Source organism: Cryobacterium sp. M15, assembly GCF_002929675.1.
Taxonomy (GTDB): domain Bacteria; phylum Actinomycetota; class Actinomycetes; order Actinomycetales; family Microbacteriaceae; genus Cryobacterium; species Cryobacterium lyxosi.
In genome coordinates, this window is sequence record NZ_PJJW01000024.1 from 42,110 (window position 1) to 49,446 (window position 7,337).

Consider the following 7,337-nt stretch of genomic DNA (forward strand, 5'->3'; position numbering starts at 1 on the left):
CCCTAGTTCATCACCAGGCCGCCGTCGACCACCAGGTTCTGCCCGGTGACCGACCGCGCCCAGGGGGAAGCAAAAAAAAGTACCGCATCGGCAAATTCGGCGGGGGTTGTCACCCTGCGCAGCGGGGTGGACGCGGCAATGAAGTCGAACACGTCCTCGGGGGTGGCTGCGCTGGCATCCGTGGTGCGCAACAGCCCCCCGGAGACCATGTTCACCGCGATGTTGTGCGGGCCAAGGTCTGAGGCAAGGGTGCGGGTCAACGAGAGCAGTGCGGCCTTGGAGGCCGTGTAGTCGTGGTACGGCACCACCGGGTTTTGGAATAGGTTCGTGCCGATGTTGATAATGCGGCCAAACCCGGCCTCGCGCATGCCGGCCAGCGCCTGCTGGGTCGTGTTCAGGGCACCGCGGACACTGCCAGAGAACTGCGCCTCAAACTCGTCCCAACTGATGTCGGCAGCGCCGGAGCGGGCATCGCCGTTGAATTGGAAATCGGCCAACGCGTTATTGACCACCGTCGTCACGGTGGCCCCGAAATGTGCCTGAGCCTGCGTGAATATTGCCGCGACCTGGGCTCGGTCGGTGACGTCGGCCCGCACAGCAAAAGCGTGTTCAGGGCCGTAGCTGGCAGCCAGGGTCTCCGCCGCTGCGGCGCTGTTGCGATAGTTAATGACCACCCGGGCGCCCTGAGCCGCGAAAGCGTGCACGATGCTTGTACCCAAGCCGCGTGCACCGCCGGTGACCAGGACAATCTGTTCTGCTATTTGCATGATTTTCTTCACCTTAGGTAAGGCGAAAGGACGAGATTCGGCACCACTCTGGTACACGAAATTCTCCGTGACATCCCTTCGCTAGTTCGAACTAGATCAGGTTCAACGGGTGTCATCTCAGCCGACCGTCATCCAGTCGGCACCCCGTGTCGCTGGGACCGAGTATACGCAACCGCCGGTACCGGCAAATTCGCGTCCCAAGCCTGAACTCATCAACTGCCGCGCTGGTCGACTTTGTCGTTGCAGGGCTCAGCGCCAACTCCGTTATTTACGGACTCGGACTAGCAGCGGGCCCTATACGCCACCATCGCCTCGGGCCGGCTCACCGATACCGTCAGTCTGCTTCAGCATCCGTCGGTGCACACGATCGACACGGGGGCTCCGGTGGCTGCGCCAGGCTAAGAACATTCTCTTTTGTGAGGTGTCCACTCACCGGGGCAAGGCCAAGGCGCTCACGGCCGCGCAAAGCACCTGACAGCCTGAACGGCCACCTAAACAGTAGGCAAGAGTGAGCAGTGCCCAGCACTCGAGGACCGTCTTTATGCGGGTTGCCCCCACGAATGAGCCGCGCCGACGCCGTGTCCTGACCACAGCAGGGTTCTCTAGATTCGGCAGTTTCGCCCATGCCGTGATGAATGTTTCTTGGACGACGTCGTCCACCTCGCTTTTTGCGCCCAAGATGCGCATGATGTACATGCGTATCAGTGGCCCGTGCCGCCGTACGAGCACCTCGAACGCTCGAACATCGCCGTCAACAGCACGGTCCACCAGAATCCGACCAGACGCATAAGAAGTCTCAGAATGGGGAAGGAATGCATCACCCTGACTGTCCGGTAATCAGCTGGGAAAGTATCTGCCGCCCTGCGAGGTGACGGTCCAAGTAGCAGATAGCACGATGAATTTCGTTGAACCCGCCTGTTCGTTGAGGGCGGCGGCGTGACTCCATATGAAGATCCATGTTTTTGCCATGGCTTTGTCGGCCAGTAACGGGTTTGCACACTTATTCAGGCAGATTGCATAGGTGTCGGCGACGAAGGCGTCATACAAGGAGCCGAAGGCGAGTGCGTCACCCGCGGCCACCCGTTCGAGTAGCAGATGACCGCCAATACTGCTTTCCGGAGAACGCGGCTCCGTCTCGGCGTCGGTCACGATGCGGGCCGGAACGATCGAATAGTAACTGCAGACAAGGGACTCCCCAGACGTGGTAATTGAATCCACTGACAAGGTCCAGGGCAGCGCTTAAAATCTATGCGATCTCAATGGGGCATGTCAAGACAATTGATAGACAAGAAATCGGTCACATAGCTGTCGAGATAACGTTAATGACCACTGCGACTAAGAAGCCACGGTTTCAGAATCCGCAGAACAGGATTAATTCACGTCGCTTTGGCTTGCACGGTGATCTTTCGCACCACGCAGACCGTCTGACAAACCATGTAACAAATTCTAAATTCCTGGGCGATACGGTCATAATGTTATGCAATTGTTGCATTGACCGCTTGAAACTGTTGGCAATACTGGTTCTCTTCTCAGTCGGCGTTGATAGCACCGGGGCCGTTTGGTGGCAGTAAGTTCGTTTCTTCTCTTGCTGCTCGGAGTCGCAGTGGTCATTGTTCTCTCCATCAGCAGGACGGAGCTCCGCACGCCGCTGGGAGTATCTGTGGTCACTGCTGATGGGGGCGTGGCGCGCATTATCGACGTGGACTCATTGGTGGGTCACGGTTGGATGCTGGCCGAGCCTGCAGCGGAGTTGCTTGGAAAGATTCCCCGGTAATCCACCGGGTGCGGGTGGTCGTCGGGGTGACGGCGCTGGAGCCTCAAGGCTTGAAATTTACCGCTGCGCAGTACTCGATCGAGGGTTTGGGCCTGACGATTCCCACGGCACCATGGTCGTCCCCGGTCAGACAGACCGCCGCACAGGGCGAAACCATTCGGGCCACCTTGGTTATCTGAATTTCATGATGAAGCTATTGCTTTGGCACCAGAGAACAGCCACAAAGCCTGATTTTCTCCCGGCTCCAGACGTCACACTTCTGTAAGAAAAGATCCATAGTCACCCGCCCCGATGCGTTATACCGTTCTGAATCCAACAGCATATAAAAGGATTGAAAGCATGACTATTTCTCGGCGACAGGTTTTGTTATTAGGTGGTGCAGGAGCGGTGGGAGTGGGTTTGTTGACGCTGCCTTTGCGGAATGCGGAAGCAGGAGCCGCGAGCGCTCTTGCTCCAAGTGAATTGCCCCGACCGTATCAAACACCGTTCGTTCAGGCGCCCATTTTGCGGCCTGATCGATCGGGTATTGATCCCGTTGATGGGGCGCCCGTGCAGTATTTCACTGTCGCGGAGGTGGCGGCCACCGCTGCTATCCTTCCCCGGCTGAAGACCCCAATTCTTGGGTACAACGGTATTTTTCCTGGCCCCACCATCAGCGTCGAACAGGGGACGAAGGCTGTGCTGCGCGTGCGGAACCAGCTCCCTGCCAAGCATCCGTTCGACGGTCACCCGCTCTACACGTCCACGCACCTGCACGGATCCGCCTCGCTGCCACAATATGACGGCTACGCAAATGACATTACGAACCCGGGATTTCGCAAGGACTACCGCCACCCCAATTTCCAACCGGCCCGCACCTTGTGGTACCACGATCATGCGGTGCATCACACCGCGATCAACGTTTACTCCGGCCTGGCCGCGCAGTACCACCTGCACGATCCGCTGGAACGGGCGCTCCTTCCCCAGGGAGAATTCGACGTAGCCCTGACCATTAATGACGCCATGTTCGCCGTCGATGGATCGCTCGGTTTTGATGACAGTGACCACTCCGGGCTCTGGGGCGATGTGATTTTGGTCAACGGCAGGCCGTGGCCGGTCATGAAGGTCAAGAAGCGCGTCTACCGGTTCCGCGTCGTGAACGCCTGCATTTCCCGATCGTTGCGTCCAACCCTCAGCACGGGAGATCCCGTCACAGTCGTCGCCACCGACGGCGGACTGATGCCGGTATCCCAGTCCGTGGCGAGCTGGCGCCACGCTCCGGCCGAGCGCTATGAAATTCTGATCGACTTCCGTAAATACAAGGCGGGCCAACGGATCGAGCTGCGCAACCTGTCTAACAAAAACAACGTCGACTACGAGTTCACAAATTCGATCATGGCTTTCGACGTCGTTCCGGACCCGGTCGACACGAAAGATCCCACCTGGAACACGATTCCCGTGCAACTGGCCCCGAGTGAGGCGATGTCGCTCAAACCTTCCGCAGCGACGGTCCAGCGCTCATTCCGGGTCAACCGCAACAACGGTTTGTGGACCGTGAACGGCAGTACGTGGGATCAAGTCGTTGCCAGTGGATACCGTGACGTATTGGCGAATCCGGAACTGAACTCGGTTGAGGTTTGGGAATTTGCCAACAACGCTGGCGGCTGGTACCACCCCATGCACGTCCATCTGATCGACTTTCAGATTCTCAGCCGAAACGGGCAGGCTCCGTTCGCATATGAGAAGGGTCCGAAGGACGTTGTCTACGTCGGCGAGAATGAAAACGTCAAGGTACTGATGAAGTTCGGGCCACACAGTGGCCGGTACATGATTCACTGCCACAACACCGTGCACGAAGATCACGACATGATGGTTCAATATCGGGTTGGACCCGAAGACGCAGTTGACACCATCACGAACAATCCGATAACAGCGGCCCCAGCACAATGGGACACCGGGCTAGCCTGACCGGGCTGGAAGTCGGACAGAGGTGAAAGGTTGGTTACCGTGATGCGAGCGCGGACTCCACTGCGATCAAATCGCCCGTGACCAGCGCATCAGGGTCTGACGCCGAGGTTGCTCTCGGTCTGGGTCTTGCTGCGCTGGTCCTAGCCACAATTCGCCCAAGACCTGGCGCGTTCGCGGCAAATGACCCGTTCATGCGACACAGCCGACGCGGCGCCTGGGGAATCGGGCCAGTCGCGTTGAAACACCCATCGTGCAGCGCCTACTGACCGGTTCGGAGTTCCGACGGCCCGTCATAGGGAACAGGTTCCGCTGTGGCCCCGACCGCGTTGTGAGATGTCCACACAACGGGGTCGGGGCCTGTTGGCGAGCAGGCTAACCAGAACCGCGGCAGAGAACTTGGCCTGATAACAAGAGCCAGTTAGCGGAACGGGTCAATAACGAGGTCAAACGCCGCGCCGCGCCGTCGTCGGCGTGTGCCTCGACCCCGCGGCCCTGTTATGCCTAAGCCGATCGATCCTGATCGAGCAGCACGACGAACGGGAAGCCGGCAAACGCCGCGACGCCTCCACCGACTCAATGCTCTAGCTGGCCACCATGAACAACCCCACCGACACCCTCGACGAGGGGTGATCTTCCCCGAACTCACCGCCGCAGACACTGAAACCTCTGAGTCGCATGGTGTCGAGGAAGCTCCACAAAGATTGTGGATCCGGCCTGAACCTATCGACTTTGCTGCTGAAGTCTGGTTTACTACCCCCAGGAGGGGAGTAATCCCTAGAAGCTTCGTCGTCAATTCGATCCCGTCATCGGGGTTCGGCGGAGTTGGCCCGACCAGGCTGGACCAGACCTCCGAGTGAATTTACCTCGGAAGGCAGCATCCGCAATGACTGTTCCTCTATGGGCCTGGCTGACTGTTCTTGGTGTCATCATGGCCATGCTCGCCATCGACCTCATCGCCCATCGCACGGCGCACATCATCGGTGTGAAGGAAGCCGCGGGATGGTCGATCTTCTGGGTCGCGTCCGGCGTCACCTTCGGCGCAATCATTTGGTGGCTATTCGGCGCCGAATTCGGGCAGCAATACTTCGCTGGCTTCGTGATCGAGAAGTCACTCGCGGTCGACAACGTATTCATCTGGGCGATCATCTTCACCGCATTCGCCGTACCACCACAGTTTCAGCACCGCGTCTTGTTTCTCGGCGTGCTCGGAGCGCTGGTCTTTCGCGGGATCTTCATTGCAGCAGGCGCTGCCCTGATCGAGAACTTCAGCTGGGTGCTCTACATCTTCGGCGCGTTCCTGGTCTTCACCGGCATTCAGATGCTCCGCCATCGGAATCAAAACTTCGACCCCGAGAAATCACGCACCTACACCTGGTTCCGCGGGCACGTACCGATGACCGATGCCTTTTACGGACAGCGCCTCCTCATTAGGAAAGGCGGGATTCTTCTGGCGACCCCGTTGCTCGCCGTACTCGTGCTCGTCGAGGTCACCGACATCGTCTTCGCCGTCGACTCTATTCCCGCGATATTCGCCGTCACCTCCGAACCGTTCCTCGTCTTCACCGCCAACGCGTTCGCGATCCTCGGGCTCCGGGCGATGTATTTTCTCCTCGCCGACCTAATGCACCGCTTCGTATATCTGAAGATCGGTCTCGCTGTACTCCTCGTCTGGGTCGGGGTGAAAATGCTGCTGCTCGAAGTCTTTTACATCCCCACCACGGTATCGCTTCTCGTCATAGCCTCCATCTTGACCGTGTCGATCGTCGCCAGCCTTGTCGCTACCCGCGGTCAATCCCGGCGTTCGGTCGAGGTGACAAGCGCCGGACCGTTCCGGATGGCAACTGACGACGAAATCGCCCGCGTCGAGTCCGTGTGGCACAAACCGCGCGTCAGAACCAGCAACGAAAGCGGCGCCGATCGTGACCGACGAAAGTAAGAGCCTGTGTCACCAGTGGAATTTACTTCTTGCCGACAACGTCCCTGACACGAAGAGGAAGATGCACCCACACTCCGCCGATACCCTGCGCGGAAACGGGCAGGGTAGTATCGCGCTTTTGTGGCCGCGAATGGGGTTCACTACCGACGCAGCCATCGTGCACCGGTGGGCCCTTCGCTGCCAAGCGGTGATCAACGAGCTGAACAGTCTCGCCGCGTCACGATCCCGCACAACGGGACGCACTCACACCACGGCCGAACTCTTTTATCGGTGGTCACGGCATCGCGCTCACCGCGAAAAATGCATTGCTGCAGCCTTGGACAGGTTGTGGGCCGCTACGTTCTCTTGGAAGCCATGCTCCCATTCCTTACCGGGGCTTGATGATCGAATTCGCCCGATTGGAAGGTTCGATCTACACCGCTCCGCCGTAATACTTCGAGACGGATGTCCCGGTAGCTGCGCAGGCAGTCGGCCTGGCCGAGGCCTGGGACTGCCCGACGCGCTTCGGTACGCCGCGGGTGAGCGCCCACAAACGTGCTCTCACCCAAATTCTGCTAACCAGCCTCGCAAAACGATCATGGGTGCGTGTCACTGGGCCGGCCGATTGCCAAGAGCATTCTTAACGCTCTCGATGAAGTGCCCGCGGTGTTTGGGATGGCCGCCTGATCAGGTTCTGTCAGGAGCTAATCCTGCAGTACACCGTGCGGGTAGCACTGTGACGTACGTCATCGTTCTGCCGTGCGTGGACATCAAGGACAAGTCATGTACTGATGAATGCCCGGTCGACAACAGAGTCCCACCAACACCAACACCAACACCAACGCCAACACCGGCAGGAACGAGAAGGTATCTGTGCACGGAACCTCGGCAGCGTGAACAAGTGATGAGACTGGCTAAACGACGGGCGAGGGAG

Annotated in this window: 7 protein-coding genes and 1 riboswitch; of the genes, 3 read left to right on the forward strand and 4 right to left on the reverse strand. The window is 58.8% G+C overall.

Annotated elements, in window-relative coordinates; genetic code table 11:
• Window positions 1-2: 2 nt before the first annotated feature.
• The 3 genes from CXY83_RS01220 to CXY83_RS01230 form a co-directional block, all read right to left on the reverse strand.
• Complete coding sequence (locus tag CXY83_RS01220; RefSeq protein WP_104195602.1) at window positions 3-767, reverse strand: 3-oxoacyl-ACP reductase; 765 nt, start codon at window positions 765-767, stop codon at window positions 3-5.
• A gap of 56 nt (window positions 768-823) precedes the next feature.
• Window positions 824-924, reverse strand: a riboswitch (TPP riboswitch).
• Window positions 925-1,196: 272 nt separating this feature from the next.
• A complete protein-coding gene (locus tag CXY83_RS01225; protein ID WP_369831112.1) occupies window positions 1,197-1,535 on the reverse strand; it encodes an RNA polymerase sigma factor in 339 nt (112 codons plus the stop codon).
• 69 nt (window positions 1,536-1,604) lie between these two features.
• Complete coding sequence (locus CXY83_RS01230; protein WP_104195604.1) at window positions 1,605-1,985, reverse strand: hypothetical protein; 381 nt, start codon at window positions 1,983-1,985, stop codon at window positions 1,605-1,607.
• A gap of 606 nt (window positions 1,986-2,591) precedes the next feature.
• Between CXY83_RS01230 and CXY83_RS18300 the strand changes: the two genes are divergently transcribed.
• The 3 genes from CXY83_RS18300 to CXY83_RS01240 all read left to right on the forward strand — a co-directional run bounded on the left by CXY83_RS18300 (window position 2,592) and on the right by CXY83_RS01240 (window position 6,424).
• The gene (locus CXY83_RS18300) at window positions 2,592-2,720 is read left to right on the forward strand and encodes a hypothetical protein (protein WP_255408714.1); all 129 of its coding nucleotides are present in this window, start codon (window positions 2,592-2,594) and stop codon (window positions 2,718-2,720) included.
• Window positions 2,721-3,090: 370 nt separating this feature from the next.
• Window positions 3,091-4,488 (forward strand): multicopper oxidase family protein, encoded by a 1,398-nt coding sequence (locus CXY83_RS01235; RefSeq protein WP_233200503.1) that lies wholly within the window; start codon window positions 3,091-3,093, stop codon window positions 4,486-4,488.
• A gap of 883 nt (window positions 4,489-5,371) precedes the next feature.
• On the forward strand, window positions 5,372-6,424 hold the full coding sequence (locus CXY83_RS01240; protein WP_104195606.1) for a TerC family protein: 1,053 nt from the start codon (window positions 5,372-5,374) through the stop codon (window positions 6,422-6,424).
• A gap of 412 nt (window positions 6,425-6,836) precedes the next feature.
• Here CXY83_RS01240 and CXY83_RS18305 read toward each other — a convergent pair whose 3' ends face one another.
• Window positions 6,837-6,968 carry a hypothetical protein gene (locus CXY83_RS18305; protein WP_255408715.1) on the reverse strand — a complete coding sequence of 44 codons (132 nt, stop codon included), beginning with the start codon at window positions 6,966-6,968 and terminating at the stop codon, window positions 6,837-6,839.
• Between the last annotated feature and the right edge of the window lie 369 nt (window positions 6,969-7,337).